Source organism: Peteryoungia rhizophila (assembly GCF_004912145.1).
Lineage (GTDB): Bacteria > Pseudomonadota > Alphaproteobacteria > Rhizobiales > Rhizobiaceae > Allorhizobium > Allorhizobium rhizophilum.
In genome coordinates, this window is record NZ_STGT01000007.1 from 1 (window position 1) to 15,697 (window position 15,697).

Genomic DNA, 15,697 nt, shown 5'->3' on the forward strand with positions numbered 1-15,697 from the left:
TGCGGACAATGTTCTGATCGGCGGCAATAAGGACGACGTTCTCTCCGGCGGCGCTGGTGATGACGTTTTGCTTGGGGGCGCTGGTAACGACCGTATCATTCATAATGTCGGAGACGGCAATGACATTGTCGACGGCGGCTCCGAAACAGGTTCATCGAATCCCGATTATGATGTGCTGACGATCAATGGTGATGGGGTCGCCCGGGCGTTCACGTTAGGGTTGGCGACCGCGGGAACTCCAATTGCTCCGGCAACGGCTGACATCATGGTGACCTACGATGGCGCTCTTTCTGGCTCGGTTCGGGCAGACGAAGTCGAGCGCGTCATCTTTAATCTTGGTACAGGCGGGGATACTGTTACTCTGAACAGCGTAGCGGGCTCAGCGATTTCGCCGAACACCATCGTCATTAACGGCGGCGCCGGCAACGATATCATCGACCTGACGACCTTCGCCGGCAGTAAGGTGGAAATCGTTGACGGCGGTGGTGCAGCAGACAGGGTCAAGCTCGCCGGGCTCTGGACGGATTATGTTTTCACCCAGTTTGAGGATGTGTTTACAATCTCGAAGAACGGTGAGCCTTTCGCTACCGTCCAGGGTGTAGAGTTCGTTGAATTCACCGGATCTGACAGCAACCCCGGCTACACCATGTCCATCGACAAGGTAGTAAACCTCGCGCCGAACGGCGTTCCTGATGATGATTCGGTCACCGAAGCCGGTGGCGTTGCCAACGCCATTCCAGGTAAAAATCAAGCGTTGGGCAACGTCTTAAGCAACGATAAGGACGGAAATTTTGACACGGAATTCCGTATTGTCGACAGACTGTCCGTAACGAAAGTTGGCAATACGGTCATAGATGCCGATGGTGAGAAGATCACCGGCACCTATGGGGATCTGGTTATCAAGGCCGATGGCTCCTACGTCTACACATTGGACAACGATCGGCCGGAAACGCAGGGGCTGAAGGGGGGGGACATTGGCGTTGAAAACTTCTCCTACTCTCTGGCTGACAACCAAAACCAGCTGGGCACGGGATCGTTGAAGATCGAAGTGACCGGAACAAATGATGCAGCAGAAATCACCGGAAGCACGACGGGATCAGTAACCGAAGCGACAAGTTCGAACAACGCCGCTGCAACCATTACTGGTGATCTCAATTCACTCGACGTCGACAATGAAGCTGACAAGTGGAATGCTGTTCCAACGAAGACTTGGTCGGAAAGCGGTTATGGCAGGTTCACCATAGCATCTGATGGCAAGTGGAGTTACGAACTCGACAATACCAATGCAACGGTGAATGACCTTAGCAAGGATCAGACGCTTACCGATGCCTTCACTGTCACCACGATTGATGGCACTGCACAGGTTGTTGTAATCACCATTAACGGTGCCTCGGATAATGCCGGCACTGGGTTCAATGGTAAAAATGTATTGTATCAGTACTACTACAGCGAGTCTAATTCAGACTTTGGGACGAGTCGCGCCGTGCAGGTGGGTTCTGGTGTTGAGATTAACAACGGATACCAGAATTACTTCAGCGTCGACGTGCAGGACAGTAAGATAGTAGTTTCATTCAATTATGGAGTTGGTTGGTCCCCAGCTTCATTTAATGGTTTTATCATTAGTGACGCTTTCGATAACGTAAAAACTATCAATAGCGTGTCTGACAATTCAAGTAAGGTAAGCGTATCGCATAATGCCAACAGTATATATGTAAACTGGCAGGGAAGCAGTTTCTCAGCCGGAGAGAAAATTACTATTGATGTAGGTTTCGCTAACGGCGGTCGCGATCCGATTATCCTCGACCTCGACAGAAACGGATTCGCCTTCTCGTCAATCGAAGACGGGGTCAGATTCGATATCAATGCGGACGGCCTAGGTGATCAGATTGCCTGGACCAGCGACGATGGGATCCTCGCGTATGACGTTGACGGGAACGGCTTGATCGACAATGGCTCGGAAATCTTCACGCCGGACTTCAACGGCGGGCAATTTGCAAGCGGTGTGGCGGCTCTCGCGTCGCTCGACTCGAATGGTGACGGCAAGATCGACAGCGACGATACCGCCTTCGGTGACCTGAAGATCTGGGTTGATGCCAACAACAACGGCATCAGCGATGAAGGTGAGGTTTCGAGCCTTTTCGACAACGGCGTCACCAGCATCTCGCTGACCACAGACCAGACGGGTGGCCAGGAAGATGGCCAGACAATCTTCGCCGAAGGTGAATTCACCTTCGCCGACGGTTCGACCGGCAACTTCGTCGAAGTCGGCTTCGATACGATCTTCGGCTCGGATGCGGATCCGCTGACTGTCATGGGAACGGATGGCGACGACATCCTGCATGGCGGCATGGGTCAGATGGTGATGACCGGCGGTGCCGGCAATGACACCTTTGTCTTCGACGGAACGGCGCTTAACGAGCTCGATGTGGCTGATGTTATCAGCGACTTCAACGGTGATGGCGACGTGCTCGATGTCACGGCGCTGCTTAACAGCTTGCTCGGTGAGCAGGCGACGGCTGAAACGGCCGCTTCGCATCTGCGCACCACGGCTGACGACGGCAACACCACTGTCAGCGTCCAGACCGGGGCGGACACCTGGAAGGATGTGGTTGTGCTGCATAACCACGACACGGCCGTTAAGGTCCTGTTCGACGACAAGCACTCCGTGACTGTCTCACACGACTGAAACAGGGGGCGTCATCAAGATAAGAAAGGGCGCCGGACGGGCGCCCTTTTTATTGTCTCATTGTCGAGAATTCGTGCGACCAGGAGAGGGGGTACTTGGCATTTGCAATTGTATTCGCTTTATCCAAAGTGCATCCGTGTATCTACATCAGGTGTTAACTCAGTGTAGGTGAAGCCTAAATTTTTATAGGGTATATTTATTTAAGTGCTTGATCGGGTTCGTCATTTATAATTGCCACCGGCGCCTAGATCTGTATATAAGCGCCCCAAGAAAGATTTGGGTAGGGGCACTCAGTTGTTGACCAAAAAGACTTTATTCGCGGCCTTGTACACCTCGGCAGCCTTCGCCATTGCGTCTGTGACGCCTGCGAGCGCCATGTCGTTGCAAGAAGCCATCCAGAAGGCACTCACGACCAATCCGCAGATTTCGCAGGCGGTCCAGAACCGCGAGGCAGTCGAGTTCGAGCTGCGCCAGGCGCGGGGCCTGTACCTGCCCTCCGTCGATCTCGAGGCCAGCGTGGGAAAGCGCCGGCTGTCCAACGACAGCACCGGAACGCTGACGCAGGACTACGAGACTTTTAACAATTCCGAAGTCGGCCTGACGATCACGCAGCGCCTGCTCGATGGTGGCGGTCGTCGTGCCCAGGTGGATCAGCAGGCATCGCGCGTCGATGGCGCCTCCTTCCGCGTTCTGGAGCGTTCCGAAACGATCGCGCTGCAGGTCGTCCAGGATTATCTCGAATACATCCTGCAGGCGAAGATCGTCGGCGTCGCCCAGCAGAACGTCTCGTTCCACAACGGCATTCTAGGGGACATCAACGAGGGTATTTCCGGCGGTGCGTTGACGGAAGTCGACGCTGTCCAGGGGCGTGAGCGTCACGCAGCTGCCAAGGCTCGTCTGCGCGAAGCGCAGGAAGAGCTGGAGCTGACCAAGATCCGCTTCCTCAAGACCGTCGGTGAGCCGATCACCAATGCGAAGGTGCCGGCCTCCGTCGGCAAGTTCCTGCCGCGCTCGCTGGATGATGCGATCGCGACCGCCAAGTCTAACAATCCGCGCATCTACTCGGCCCGCGCCGATATCGATGCGGCTGATGCAGCCATCCGTGCCGCGCGCTCCAACTACGCTCCGACCGTCGATCTCGAAGGTCGCGCCAGCGTCGGCAACGATGTGGGCACGAGCCAGGGCAACACCAACGACGTTCAGGTTCGCCTCGTGGCGCGCTGGAACCTCTATCGCGGCGGCATCGACCAGGCGCGTGAGCAGGAACAGATCCGCCGCGCCAGCGAGCAGCGCTACGCCTCTGACCAAGTTCATCGCGAGATCGAGGAATCGATCCGCTCGGCCTGGAACGAACGCAAGAGCCGCGGCGAACTCTCGCAGATCCTGAATTCGCAGTCTTCGCAGAACGCTCAGCTCGTGTCTTCCTACGGCGAGCAGTTCAAGATCGGTCAGCGTTCCCTGCTCGACGTGCTCGATGCGCAGAATACGCGCTTCAACACCAGCATCGTCGCCGAGACGGCCCGTGTCGCCGCTCTTTTCGCCGAATACAAGATTCTGGCAGCATCCGGTTCGCTGCTGAAGACGATGAACGTCAAGGCTGTCGGCGAAGCCGACGCTTATGCACGCAATGAGTTCTCCGTGAAGACGACCCCGAATGGGACTTACGTCGAGCGGGATCCGCGGCAAAAGGCAGGAATTCCGATGGACCTCCTGGAGCCGCTTCAGTAAACGCTCATCCGATAGGATGACATGTTAAATTCGTTGATCGAACCGGCGGGCCCTCGTGCCCGCCTGAGCTTTCGTGCATCCTTCAAGGCTGTGGCGTCTATGCTGGCTGTGAATGCGTTGCATTTGCTACTGAGCCTTCGAATCAGTTCTCGCTGGAAAGAACGAAGGTAAGATAACAACCGCAAGAGGGATGGCGCTGGCGGCAAGGCCGGACACTAAACTCGTCTCTACTAGCCAGTATTGACTGGGGCGTTCTCACTTCTTATCCGCATTCAGGCGAACGAACGGGCGTTGCCGTTAGGCCAAAAGATGACCTAGTCAGAGATGGAATTCAAATGACGCAGGGCAGCGACCGGATCGAATCCTAAAACCTGCGAAAAATACAAAAACTCAACGACGTCTACCCGGCGCTGGCCACTCTCAAGCCGGGCAACGAACGACTGATACTCCCCGAGTCTTTCGGCCAGATCCGCCTGCGTCAAACCAGCGGATTCGCGATGCTTTATTAGTAGTCGGACAAGTTCGTGATGGCGGCGTGTATTGAGAGTCTTTTGCATGTTGCTCACCGCGACAGGGATGAGCTCTTCCTCTATATCTGAAAATCAGTTATCTTAAATTCAGATAATTGCTCTGACCGTTCGTGAATAGTCGATGGAACTCCGCCAACTCTCCTACTTCGTTGCCGTCGCCGAGGAACTCCACTTCGGGCGTGCCGCCATGCGGGTGAACATTGCACAGCCGGCATTGAGCACACAGGTCCAGGCGCTGGAGAAGGGGCTTGGGGTGCAACTGCTAGTGCGATCGACACGCAAGGTCGAGCTGACGCAGGCAGGGGAGGTGTTCTACGATCGCTGTGTCCGGATGCTGGGTGAGCTGGATCTGTCAGCCGAGATGGCGCGCGCAGCAGGGGGGCGGACTATGCGGGAGATCAGGATCGGCACGATCTATCCGGCAACGACGGGTGTGCTGCCGGCATTCCTGGCGCGCATCGGCCGGAAGTTTCCCGATATTCGGCTGCATGTTTCGAATGGGTCGACGGCCGATATCATTCGGCAGCTGGAGTGTGGGAAGCTCAACCTTGGCTTCATCCGTCCGGTCGAGAATATTGGGTCACTGCGCTTCTTCTCGATTGCTCATGAGCGCTATCTGCTGGCTGTGCCGATGGGAAATCCGCTTGCATCGAAGAACGAAGTGACGATCGAGGATCTGCGGGGGCAGAAGATCATCGCCTTCAAGCGGCAGAACCTCTCCTACACGGAGCGCTATTTCTCCGAGACCTTCGCGGAGCACGGGCTGAATGACAATGTTGCCTATACCTGTGACGACACCTTCTTGCTGATCTCGCTGGTATCCTCAGGCCTTGGTGTCGGCTTTGCGCCGGAATGGACGGGAGAGCTGCCGGGCCGGGATGTCGTGTTGAAGAAGGTGACAGGCATCGATCTGAAGATCGGGCTGGGTGTCGCCTGGAGCAAGGATGATCCGACGGCGGCTCGCGATGACATCATTGACATCGCCAGGACACTGGGGCGGCCGGGCAGGTGAGGGTGGCGGTGTTTGCTACAGAGCTCACTGTGACCGGGGAGGTGGCTGAGTGGTCGAAAGAACCGCACTCGAAATGCGGCATACTCGCAAGCGTATCCTGGGTCGAATCCCACTAATTCCCGCAGGTGCTCATGATGGGATGCTAAGGCAAATGATGAGAACATCCAGCGAGCGCTAGCGAAGCTGGGCAAGGTTGAAGGCCGCGCAGGGGGGAGCGAAGCAACCGAGTGTCTTGCGATACCAAAACCCGACCGGACTTCGCCAATGCAAAGCTTGCCCACAATCGGCCATTCCGCAGCGGAGTTCCGTCACTTTGACCGGTCGGCTTCGTAGTGGACTAGGTTCACCAGTCAGCACCCATTACGGGCGAGCAGTGGTGCCAGCCTGCGAACTGTGGCCCAAATTGCGAACATCAGCAATCCAATCAGTAGGACACCGGCGACCCAGAACACCGGGCCACCCAACATGTAAACATATACGTACGCACCCAAAAGCGCGGCAAAAAATCGAGGAAGAAACCAAAAATTTCCATCTGCAATATCAAGCAAAACAAATATAAGTATCCAGTGAAGGAATCCAGAAAAAGCTATAAAGTAGAATATATGCAGGAATGTTCTCAAGAGCGCCTCCGAAATATTATTTTTTCATAGCTAAGACAATTCGATATTGGCGAACATATTCGCATTCGATTACCCAAAATCCATTTTCAGGATGGGTCCTTGCTCTACCGCTGCGTGAATAATTGCGGCAACAGCTTTCGAAAGGCGATAGAAGCGGAGAACATTAACAATGCAACTAATAATACCCCAATTATCCAGGATATAGGCCCTAGCATCACGAACAGATAAAAGTATCCGGCCACCCATTTGCCGATAAACCACGGGAGAAACCAAACGGACCCGCCTCCAAGGTCGAGTATAGCGTAAACTAGAAGCCAGTGAAAAACTGCAGAAAGGAAAACGAAGTAAGCGCAAGTCCTAAGCATATATATAAGAATCCCAATTATATTTTAATGGCGTAAGGAATCTATTATGCAAGATGAAACCGAAAATTTTTGCAATGCATCGTGCCTAACACGCGTTTTTACTACTCATAAAAGACATTCTGCAAGCATCGGTCGTGTTTTTGACGGGGCGTTGGCCGCCTACAACTAAAACTTGGTTAAAGACCACCCGTCGTAGATTGCTTGGAATCTGTCCGGTCGCATAGCTGTTCGCGAAAATGGCGCGCCAGGGCGTAGCCTACCCAGCTCACGAGCGCAGACATAACGTCCAACGAGGGTGCCTTATCCTGCCAAGGGACACGAACAGGCTTCACTCACCTGCAAAAAAAGCAGCGATCTCGAGCACTCATGCCCTGGAGCTACGAAGCCTGAACGGCCTCAGCTTGCCGCTTACCACATATCTGACTAGCTGCCGAGATGAGTGCCTCGGGAGCACGAGGCCGATCAGCACGATTTCCCAACATTGTCTTGCCGTCCTTTGTCGTAGATCAGGCGCCGGACCTTCGAGGTTCGCTTACGTTTGCCGACTAGGCCGTGACATGCGGCGAACAGGCGGGGAGTTCAAGCAGCCGCGTTTCGCTCGATGCCGGTCACGAGAGAGATGAGTTGCTTGAACTCGTCGGTGGACAGTATTCGAGTTTCTGCGATCGATACGATTTCCGCGACAGCAGCCACCTCTCCCAGCTCGGCGGCGCTAGCCACTTTCTTAACCGCGAGCGCAATGGATCCCGCTGAGCCGAGTGATCTTCCTGATTGCACGCGCGTTATGCATGATGCTCTCACGGCCACTGTCGATTAGCCTCGTGTTGGAACCGCCGGATGACGTACGGGTGCCGGTGCCGGCGGGGGTGTCGACTGCGTTGTGAGACAAAATCAGCTGATCGCGCCCGCAAGGAATGTTTGGCAGTGTGGATTGCCATTGGCAATTCTCAATTTTAGCACTGCTGTCAGCGGGCGCTGAAGACCTTTAGCCCCAGTCGACGCAGTCCACGATGCGCGCAGCCAGGTATCAACTTCTTCCTCTTTCGTCAGAATGGTCGGCATCGCTTTCTGGTGCATCGGCTTCACCACCTCGTTCGCTTCGCACGTGCGGAGGGCGAAGAACACTTGTTCACCCGGCCTCGGGTTCTTGATCGAGCGGCGCTCGCCATGCCAAGTCGTCCATTGAATGGCAATATTCTGTGCCGAATCTTTCTATCCCCTTTAAGACTGGATGCCGGCGGTGATCTCCTCAAGCAGCGCATTGTCGTCGTGTCTGATCTTTTCGAGGATAGAATTCATGTCGACGGCATAATTTCCCGGTTCCAGGCGCATCGGACTGACGCCTAGATGATGTAAGCCAACAAGATGCGCATCAACGGAATACACTGGCCCGCCGGAGCAGCCGTTCCCGGTGGTGCAATTGTGACTGAATTCGGTTGCAGCACCAGCCTGGGCTGGAGCGGTCCAGGTGGCAACGCCACCCTTCATGACGGAACACCCGCGCGTAACCGATTTCGGTGAGCAGGCAGGGGTGATGAAGAACCATTAGCCAGTCGCCGATGCGCTGGCGCTGGCCGCCGGAGAATTCGTGCTGGTAGCGGTCGAGATACTCGCGGCGCAGGCCAACCAGTTCGGTCAGCGCGTCCAGCCGTTCACCGATTGCTGCACTCTCACGGATGCGGTGGACGGATAGCACTTCCGCCGGCATCTCGCGCACGCGCCTTTTCGGATTGAGCGAGGCGGACGGGTTCTGGAAGATCATCTGCATCTTGCGGCGGACGGATGCGATAAACGCCGTCCACCGTATGGAAATTTAGCGATATGCCGATTTCAGATCAGGGAGAGATCGCTGTGGTCAAGCGCGGTTCCACCGGTCAACCGGGCGAAGACGACCGGATCGATCGCACCGCTCCCGTCCTCATCGTAGAAGATGTTGCCCGAGTTCTGATCATAGAGGATCCGCTGATCCTCCGTGGTCGCTTCGGTTCCCCGCCCGAACGCAGACTCGAGCAGTTGCCCAAGATAATCGCCGTCACCGAAGACATCGGCGTCGAGCAAGATCGTGTCTGCCGCCGCGTTGAAGTCTGCGATCGTGTCGGCATTGCCGTCACCAAAGACGTCAAAATAGAAGGTGTCTGCGCCCGTCCCGCCGACGAGGGTGTCATTGCCGTCGCCGCCGGAGAGCCAGTCATTGCCGTCGAGGCCGCTCAGCACGTCGTCGCCTTCGCCGCCCGTCAGGCGGTTGGCGAGCGTGTTGCCCGTGCCGGTGAAGTCATTGGTGCCGTTGAAGGTCAGGTTCTCGACATGCGCACCGAGCGTATAAGCCGCAAGCGTGGTGAACACCGTGTCGGTGCCCGCCGAGACCAGTTCCGTCACCACGTCGCCGATGTTGTCGACATAGTAGCTGTCGTTGCCGACGCCGCCCACCATCTTGTCGGCGCCATCCTCGCCGTCGAGCAGGTCGTTGCCGATCCCGCCCACCAGGCTGTCATTGCCGAAGCCGCCGTAAAGACGGTCATTGCCCGCTGCTCCGTCCAGAACATCAGCGCCCGAACCGCCCGTCATCATATTGGCATCGGCACTGCCGATCCCCTTGAAGGCACCGGTCCCGACATGGACGAGGTTGTCGACATAGGCCGATAGCGTGTAGCTCGATGCCGTCACCCGCACCGTATCGATGCCGCCGTTCGCAGCTTCCGTGATCACGTCCTTCGCCGAGTCGACAAAATAGGTATCGTCGCCTGCGCCGCCGCTCATCCGGTCATTGCCCGTGCCACCGTCGAGCATGTCGTTCTGCGCACCGCCGATCAGACGGTCGTCGCCTGCCTCGCCGTGGAGAGTGTTCTCGCCGCCGCCGCCATTCAGCGTATCATTGCCCGCACCGCCATAGATCGTGTCATTGCCGATCCCGCCGACTATGCTGTTGGCCAGCGTGTTGCCGATGCCCGTCCAGGATGCGGTCCCCGTATAGATGAGGCCCTCGATCCAGGTGCCCAGCGTGTAGCGTTCCAGCGTCGCGCGGATCGTATCGACACCACCCGTCGAGGTCTCGATGACCACATCGCCGATATTGTCGACGACATAAGTGTCGTTGCCGGCACCGCCGGTCATGTCGTCCTCACCCTCACCACCGTCGAGCGTGTCGTTGCCCGAGGACGCGATCAGCACGTCATGGCCGAGGCCACCGCGCAGCGTGTCATTGCCGCCGCCACCGCTGATCCGGTCGGTACCGTCAGTCCCCGTCAGGGTCTGCGCCTTGGTCGAGCCGGTGATGATGTTGTAGGTCGGTGCCGTCTCGTCGTTGAGGATCGTCATCGTCGCTGTCGACGGGCCACGCCAGAGGCCTTCCGAAAGCGCGCCGAGCACGACCGAGAAGGTCTCGTCCGCCTCGTACTTCGTGTCGCCGCGAAGCGTGATGCTGATGGTCTTCTCCGTCTCGCCCGCCGCAAAGGTCAGGACACCACTCGTTACACCGAGAATGTCGGCAAAGTTTGCCGGCTGCGTGCCGGAACCCGCCACCGACCAGGCCACCGTCTCGTCTTCGTCAGACGCCATGGTCAGCGCAACCGTGAAGGTCACAGTCTGCTCGCCCGCATCGCCTTCGAAAACACTTGGTGCATCCGCCACGATCGAAACCTCCGGCACGAAGTCGCCGGGCGTTATCAGGAAGGCCGCCGTACGATCGATGCCCGCTGCGTCCCGGAACGTCTCGACACCCGTCACCACGTCAGAACCGATCAGCGTGCCCATGAAGCGGAAGGTCGCCGTTGCAACCTCGTAGATCCAGCTGATGTTGGACCAGAGGTCGCCGAAATAGACAAAATCGTCGCCGTCACCACCCTCGATCGTGTCCGCACCCGTTCCGCCGACGAGGATGTCATTGCCGTCGCCGCCGGAGAGCCAGTCATTGCCGTCGAGGCCGCTCAGCACGTCGTCGCCTTCGCCGCCCGTCAGGCGGTTGGCGAGCGTGTTGCCCGTGCCGGTGAAGTCACTTGTGCCGTCGAAGGTCAGGTTCTCGACATGCGCACCCAGCGTATAGGCCGCAAGCGTCGTGAACACCGTGTCGGTGCCCGCCGAGACCAGTTCCGTCACCACGTCGCCGATGTTGTCGACATAGTAGCTGTCGTTGCCGAGGCCGCCCGCCATCTTGTCGGCGCCATCCTCGCCGTCGAGCAGGTCGTTGCCGATCCCGCCCACCAGGCTGTCATTGCCGAAGCCGCCGTAAAGACGGTCATTGCCGGCCGCTCCGTCCAGAACATCGGCGCCCGAACCGCCCGTCATCATATTGGCATCGGCACTGCCGATCCCCTTGAAGGCAGCGCTGCCGACATAGACGAGGTTGTCGACATAGGCCGACAGCGTGTAGCTCGATGCCGTCACCCGCACCGTGTCGATGCCGCCGTTCGCGGCTTCCGTGATCACGTCCTTTGCCGAGTCGACATAATAGGTGTCGTCGCCCGCGCCGCCGCTCATCCGGTCATTGCCCGTGCCACCGTCGAGCATGTCGTTCTGCGCACCGCCGATCAGACGGTCGTCGCCTGCCTCGCCGTAGAGAGTGTTCTCGCCGCCGCCGCCCTGGATCGTGTTGGCGAGTGCGTTGCCTGTCCCGGTCCAGGATACTGTGCCGGTCTGGATGAGAACCTCGATCCAGTTGCCGAGCGTGTAACTGGATAGGGTCGTGCGGATCGTGTCGATGCCTACGGCAGAAGTCTCGACAACCACGTCGCCGACATCGTCGACCACGTAGGAGTCATTGCCGGCACCGCCCACCATTTCGTCTGCGCCTTCGCCGCCGTCGAGCGTATCGTCGCCATTGCCGCCGAAAAGTGCGTCATTGCCAGCCAGGCCATTGATGACGTCGTTCCCGGAGCCTGCTTCGAGCCGGTTAGCCAGCTCGTTGCCGGTAATCCGGTCATTTCCGGCGCCGGTGATAGCATTTTCGATCCAGGCACCACGGGCGATCGAAATGTTCAGCGTCATGCTGTTGCCGGAGGAGAACGTTCCCGGAGCGAGATTGACGGTGCTGGCGGCACTCCAGCCGGACAGGTTCAGCGTGTCATTGCCATCGGCATCCCAGATACACAGGATCGGATTGAGGTTCTTGCTGAAATTGTAGATCGACGCAGCGGCTCCAATGACGTTGGAGCCGAAGCCGTAGACCGTATCATCGGTGCGCGTCGTCGTATCGGCGCCGTAAATGCTTTGGATCGCCATGATGTCGTTCATCATGGGTGTTTGAGGACTGTAGAGCTTGCCATCGGCGCCGACCCAGTCGGCCCAGGCCACCAGCCCCTGACCATTCGCCTTACCGGTCCCCCAGGACGGTCCAAAGTAGGACATGATCGAGTAGACGGTCGAGTCTTGATACGACGACGGCTGGTCCGCCGTGCCGTTGTAATCGCCCATATGTTCCAGGCCGATCGCATGGCCGATCTCGTGGACGAATGTAGCGAAACCGTGATTGCCGATTTTCGGCGTTACCAGATCATCAGTGCCATAGTTGGCGTTGTAGGTGCTATTGAACCAGACGCTGCCAATGCCGGGATAGTATGCGTAGGCGTAATCGAGCGTGGACTTGAAGTTGGCAAACTCGATGTCTGAGTCATATTCGCTGGTCCCTGCATCGACACGCACGAAGCTCGGCGCAATGAGGTCGTCCCAAAGGTTGATCGCGAGGACTGCCCTGGCCTGCTGCGTCGCGTTCAGTCCAGAAAAGCCAGCTTCCCCGTCGCTGTACATCGACCATTTTGTCGTCGGAAAAGCGTAGGTGATAGTCGAATTCGTCCAGCGATATCCCGAATTCAGTTGATCGAGAATCTGTTCATCAGTCCAGGAAGCGAGGGCCATTAAGCAAGTGTTCCAAAATAAACTGATCAAAGGCTTTTCGCGCTGCAGTAAAGCGCAGGCGACAGTCAACAATCTCTTCGGGAGCAGAAAAACGCAACCCAGGTGACACCAGGGATGGAAAATAAATCTCTATGTTGAGAAGGGAAAATTGCGCATCCGACAGGATGAATTCATCCGTCCCGTCGAGAACATCGGCTCCTTGCGCTTCTTCTCGATTGCACATGTTCTCCGAGACCTTCGCGGAGCACGGGCTGAATGACAATGTCGCCTATACCTGTGACGACACCTTCTCGCTGATCTCGCTTGTCTCCTCCGGCCTTGGCGTTGGATTTGCTCCTGAATGGACGGGCGAGCTGCCGGGCCGGGACGTCGTTTTGAAGAAGGTGACGGGCATCGATCTGAAGATCGGGCTCGGTGTTGCCTGGAGCAAGGATGATCCGACGGCGGCACGCGATGACACATAGACATTGCCAGGACACTGGGGCGGCCGGGCAGGTGAGGGTGGTCGAATCTAACGCTTCGCTTTAAGGCGGCCAGGAGCAGCTTCAGGGTGCCGTTGTCAGCCGTACAGTTCGCCGAGATTCTCAATGACTCCGACGAGTTAGTGGGGGGCACCGCTGCGCCTCCATGCGGAACGCCATGTCCGGGGAAAGTCGGTCCCGCCTGACCCGTTGGGTCGCTCCGCTCAGGCTCCTGCGGCTTCCCTTTTTCCGGCCCTGACGTGACGAGAATTCCCGCTTTCGCGTCCTTCGGTCGCCGCGATGCTGAAAGCTCCGATATTCTTCATTGTCTGACCCGGATCTCGCGCAGGCGCGGCTTTGATCCGGGCGGGTCTTGGGCGCCTGTTTCGAAAAGTGCGGAGATCGCCGCTCAAGACTGATCGAACAGCTTCTGGAACTCCGGGTCTGCATGGTAGCGGATCTTTCGCGCCAGTGCCGGCCTCTGACCCGTGTTGAGCAGGATCATCGCCTCGCTGGGCAGTCGCATGATCTCGTCAGGGGTGATCAGATCGCGGGCCACGACATGTTCGCTCGATGTGTGGCCCGGCGATTTCCACGGCAGGTTCGGACTGCTCCATGAGCTCGTGACGTGATGGGCGTCCATGCGGCCGATGGTTTTGGCAATCAGGCTGGCGGTCTCGATGTCGTTGACGCCGAATACCTGGCATACGCTGGCATTGGAAAGGAAGGTGCCGGCCCGCCCGCCGTATGTTGCGCGCAGCTGGTGCATGTCCTGCAGGATCGGCCAGAGCTGCACGCCGTAGCCCGCCATCAGTCCCATGGCCCGTTCGATCGGGGCGAGATGGCCAAGGGCGGCAAATTCGTCGAGCAGATAGAGTACCGGTTTTGTCGGGGTCGTCTGATCGCGTGCCATGTCTGTCAGGCTTTGCGTGATCAGCAGTCTCAGCCATCGCGAATAGGTCGAGAGGCGATCCGGCGGCAGGACGAGAAAGACGGTCGCGGGTTGATGCTTCAAATCGGTGAAGTGGAAGTCCGATCGCCTCAGTACTTCCAGCATCCGTGGACTGTCGAGGAAATGCGTATGGCGCTGTGCAGCCGACAGGACGCCTGCCGCTTCGCGGTCTGCCTTGCCAAGATGGCGATTGGCTGCCCTGGCAATCAGGCCGTTGGCCTCGTGCATCTGCTGCATCCTGTTTTGCAGATTAGCAAAGCTCTGCGGGTCGGCGGTGAGATGACGCCGCAGCGTTCCGAGATGACGCTCGTCGGGTGGCGCCGTTGCGACGATCATCAGGATCAGTCCTGATATCAGCGCCTTCGCTTCCTCGCTCCAGTGTGCTTCTCCTGCCATGCCTGGTTCATCGAAGACCAGAGCATCGGCTAGCGTGCCGGCATCTTCGGCAAGGTCGAGACCTTCAGGGTCGAGATGATCGAGAGGATTGAAGGCGGCGGTGTTGAAGCCGGTGATGCCGAACGGGTCGAGCACATACACCGGACCAAACATCATCCTTGCACGCGCGGTGATCCTGGCATTCTCTCCCTTGGGATCCATGCAGATGACGGAGCGATTGGCGGTCAGCAGATTGGGAATGATCGTGCCGACACCCTTGCCGGTTCTGGTCGGTGCCATGGTGAGGAGATGACCCGGTCCGTCATGGCGCAGCAGCCTGCGCGAATGCGGATCGCGTCCGATCAGCAGGCCGTCATCGCTCTTGGTGAGACGGGCCAGCTCCTTCGGAGTCGCCCATCCGGCCGAGCCATGGATCGAGGATGACCGGGCTCTGACCAGGAATGGAAAGGCAAGGCCGATGAAGGCCAGGATCAGCGGCACATACTTCAGCACATCGGGCAGCACGCGACTGAGCCATCCCCGCTCTTCGGCCGAATTGTGCTGGATCACCACATCGACCCCGAGGATGACCGAGATCAGGATGTAGCCAAGAAACAACCCGACCAGGGCAAGCTTGATACCGTGACCAAGCAGACGAAGTCGATCGAACAGGGTCATGACTGCTGCTCCCCGTCTGTGGCCTCATCCGGCTTGGCTGGCCCGAGGATATCGTCGAACAGATCGAGATCCTTCTCCCGCGTCAGAAACCCCGGCAGTTCGGCACGCAGCCATTCGTCCAGAGGGCCGCTTAGATACCCCTCTGGTTGCCGCTCGATCCGATCGAGCACGAGTGCTCCGATCAGGATCTTGCGTCTCGTATCCCGGGCACGCTCCTCTTTCCCCAACCGTGCCACCAGTACCTGCTTGCGGGCTTCCAGCTGTCGCAGTCTTTCCTGAATGCTTCGTTTGGTCATCGCAGCCTCCTTTCGACATAAAACTTAATTCGACGCGGAGCTGTCAGGTCGCACAAGATGCAAATCTGTCATCGGTCGAGGGCGGCGAAGCCGCATCCCGATGCTGGGGAGCGAAGCGAAGAAAGCAGGAAGGGCGCACTCACGAGT

The 15,697-nt window shown here is 57.8% G+C and carries 11 protein-coding genes, 1 tRNA gene and 1 pseudogene; 5 read left to right on the plus strand and 8 right to left on the minus strand.

The window, feature by feature from the left end; genetic code table 11:
* Together E9677_RS22600 and E9677_RS22605 are read left to right on the plus strand one after the other, a co-directional pair.
* Window positions 1-2,686 (plus strand): VCBS domain-containing protein (locus E9677_RS22600; protein ID WP_205910186.1); only part of this gene is annotated, 2,686 nt, incomplete at its 5' end.
* A 375-nt stretch (window positions 2,687-3,061) separates the two neighbouring features.
* A complete protein-coding gene (locus tag E9677_RS22605; RefSeq protein WP_136560330.1) occupies window positions 3,062-4,414 on the plus strand; it encodes a TolC family outer membrane protein in 1,353 nt (450 codons plus the stop codon).
* A 314-nt stretch (window positions 4,415-4,728) separates the two neighbouring features.
* Here the strand turns inward: E9677_RS22605 and E9677_RS22610 are convergent, their stop codons facing one another.
* Window positions 4,729-4,971 carry a helix-turn-helix domain-containing protein gene (locus tag E9677_RS22610; protein WP_205910187.1) on the minus strand — a complete coding sequence of 81 codons (243 nt, stop codon included), beginning with the start codon at window positions 4,969-4,971 and terminating at the stop codon, window positions 4,729-4,731.
* 94 nt (window positions 4,972-5,065) lie between these two features.
* Here E9677_RS22610 and E9677_RS22615 point away from each other — a divergent pair, with 94 nt between their 5' ends.
* Window positions 5,066-5,956: a LysR family transcriptional regulator gene (locus tag E9677_RS22615; protein WP_136560332.1), complete on the plus strand. Its 891-nt coding sequence runs from the start codon at window positions 5,066-5,068 to the stop codon at window positions 5,954-5,956.
* A gap of 36 nt (window positions 5,957-5,992) precedes the next feature.
* Window positions 5,993-6,078: transfer RNA gene (locus tag E9677_RS22620), tRNA-Ser, on the plus strand.
* Between the two features lie 1,442 nt (window positions 6,079-7,520).
* Here the strand turns inward: E9677_RS22620 and E9677_RS25310 are convergent.
* The 5 genes from E9677_RS25310 to E9677_RS25315 form a co-directional block, all read right to left on the minus strand.
* The gene (locus E9677_RS25310) at window positions 7,521-7,661 is read right to left on the minus strand and encodes a hypothetical protein (RefSeq protein WP_168801311.1); all 141 of its coding nucleotides are present in this window, start codon (window positions 7,659-7,661) and stop codon (window positions 7,521-7,523) included.
* A gap of 171 nt (window positions 7,662-7,832) precedes the next feature.
* Window positions 7,833-8,066, minus strand: a complete 234-nt coding sequence (locus E9677_RS22625) for an SOS response-associated peptidase (RefSeq protein WP_136560333.1) — start codon at window positions 8,064-8,066, stop codon at window positions 7,833-7,835.
* 247 nt (window positions 8,067-8,313) lie between these two features.
* On the minus strand, window positions 8,314-8,754 hold the full coding sequence (locus tag E9677_RS22630) for an ATP-binding cassette domain-containing protein (protein WP_408014775.1): 441 nt from the start codon (window positions 8,752-8,754) through the stop codon (window positions 8,314-8,316).
* A 17-nt stretch (window positions 8,755-8,771) separates the two neighbouring features.
* Entirely contained in the window at window positions 8,772-12,680 is a 3,909-nt protein-coding gene (locus tag E9677_RS25780) for a M10 family metallopeptidase C-terminal domain-containing protein (protein WP_268960324.1), read from the minus strand.
* 85 nt (window positions 12,681-12,765) lie between these two features.
* Window positions 12,766-13,011: a hypothetical protein gene (locus E9677_RS25315; protein ID WP_168801310.1), complete on the minus strand. Its 246-nt coding sequence runs from the start codon at window positions 13,009-13,011 to the stop codon at window positions 12,766-12,768.
* Between E9677_RS25315 and E9677_RS22640 the strand changes: the two are divergent.
* A pseudogene (locus E9677_RS22640) lies at window positions 12,922-13,287 on the plus strand (LysR substrate-binding domain-containing protein); the annotation flags it as partial. The gene E9677_RS25315 and the pseudogene E9677_RS22640 overlap by 90 nt on opposite strands.
* Window positions 13,288-13,658: 371 nt before the next feature.
* Here the strand turns inward: E9677_RS22640 and E9677_RS22645 are convergent.
* Complete coding sequence (locus E9677_RS22645; protein ID WP_136560336.1) at window positions 13,659-15,254, minus strand: type IV secretory system conjugative DNA transfer family protein; 1,596 nt, start codon at window positions 15,252-15,254, stop codon at window positions 13,659-13,661.
* Window positions 15,251-15,550 carry a mobilization protein gene (locus tag E9677_RS22650; RefSeq protein ID WP_136560337.1) on the minus strand — a complete coding sequence of 100 codons (300 nt, stop codon included), beginning with the start codon at window positions 15,548-15,550 and terminating at the stop codon, window positions 15,251-15,253. Before E9677_RS22650 ends, E9677_RS22645 begins: the two co-directional genes overlap by 4 nt.
* Between the last annotated feature and the right edge of the window lie 147 nt (window positions 15,551-15,697).

Excerpts from the sequence above, each read along its gene's own strand:
- E9677_RS25780 (WP_268960324.1), bottom strand. The coding sequence starts at position 12,680 with ATGTACAGCGACGGGGAAGCTGGCTTTTCTGGACTGAACGCGACGCAG.
- E9677_RS25315 (WP_168801310.1), bottom strand. The coding sequence starts at position 13,011 with ATGTGCAATCGAGAAGAAGCGCAAGGAGCCGATGTTCTCGACGGGACG.
- E9677_RS22650 (WP_136560337.1), bottom strand. The coding sequence starts at position 15,550 with ATGACCAAACGAAGCATTCAGGAAAGACTGCGACAGCTGGAAGCCCGC.
- E9677_RS22605 (WP_136560330.1), top strand. The coding sequence starts at position 3,062 with ATGTCGTTGCAAGAAGCCATCCAGAAGGCACTCACGACCAATCCGCAG.
- E9677_RS22610 (WP_205910187.1), bottom strand. The coding sequence starts at position 4,971 with ATGCAAAAGACTCTCAATACACGCCGCCATCACGAACTTGTCCGACTA.
- E9677_RS22615 (WP_136560332.1), top strand. The coding sequence starts at position 5,066 with ATGGAACTCCGCCAACTCTCCTACTTCGTTGCCGTCGCCGAGGAACTC.
- E9677_RS22645 (WP_136560336.1), bottom strand. The coding sequence starts at position 15,254 with ATGACCCTGTTCGATCGACTTCGTCTGCTTGGTCACGGTATCAAGCTT.